This window comes from Arthrobacter sp. JCM 19049 (genome assembly GCF_001310435.1).
This window is the reverse complement of record NZ_BAXF01000707.1, coordinates 1-903: the sequence shown is the minus strand read 5'-3', so window position 1 is coordinate 903 and position 903 is coordinate 1. Positions and strand designations below refer to the sequence as shown.

The 903-nt window shown below is 69.7% G+C and carries 1 pseudogene; it reads right to left on the bottom strand.

From position 1 onward, the window contains the following. Nucleotides 1–56 precede the first annotated feature (56 nt). A pseudogene (locus JCM19049_RS21425) lies at nt 57–903 on the bottom strand (helix-hairpin-helix domain-containing protein); the annotation flags it as partial.

Sequence of the window (903 nt, the reverse complement as noted above, 5' to 3'; positions counted from 1 at the left end):
GGCGGCCTGACGGGCCAGCAGCACCAGCGGGTCGTGTTCCACGGGGTTCTTCGGGTTCATGCCCCACCTTCCGCGCCCTGCTGGGCGACTTCTCGTGCCGCGTCCGGGCCCTGCTCCAGCAGCACCTTGAACCCGGCCTCATCCAGCACCGGGACGCCCAGGGACTGGGCCTTGTCCAGTTTCGACCCGGCGGCCTGCCCGGCCACCAGGAAATCGGTTTTCTTCGACACGCTGCCGGTGGCCTTGCCCCCGCGCACGATGATCGCCTCCTTGGCGGTGTCGCGGCTGAATTCCTCCAGCGTGCCGGTGACCACGATGGCCAGGCCCTGCAGGTGCTTGACGATGCTCTGATCGAGCTCGTCGCGCATCTTCACCCCGGCCTGCTGCCAGGCGGTGACGATGTTCCTGTGCCACGGCTCGGCGAACCAGTCCACGACCGCCTCGGCGATGATCGCCCCGACCGAGTCGATCTGCGCCAGCTCCTCGCGGGCGCCGGGGGCGTCGACCACCTTCAGCAGCTCGTCCATCGACCCGTAGCGGGTAGCCAGGCCCGGGAGGCGTTGGGCCCCACATGCCGGATGGACAGGCCACCAGCACCCGCCACAGCGGCTGGTCCTTCGCCTTTTCCAGCTCGTCGAACAGCTTCAGCGTCATCTTGGTGGGGGCCGGCGGCTTGGCCTTGGTGCCGCGGGTGAAGAAGTACGGCACCAGTTCGAACACCCCGGTGCCCTCCCCCTTGGAGCGCTTCTCCCGCCACACCCGCACCTGGGCCAGCTCATCGAGCCGGTCCTTGAGGCCGAAGATTTCCGCCTCGTTGCTGATCACCCCTTCCCCGGCCGGGATCACCATCCCGCCCTGGGTGGCCGGGTCCTGGCCGGGGCCGCTGGTCAGCGCCGCGGCGGC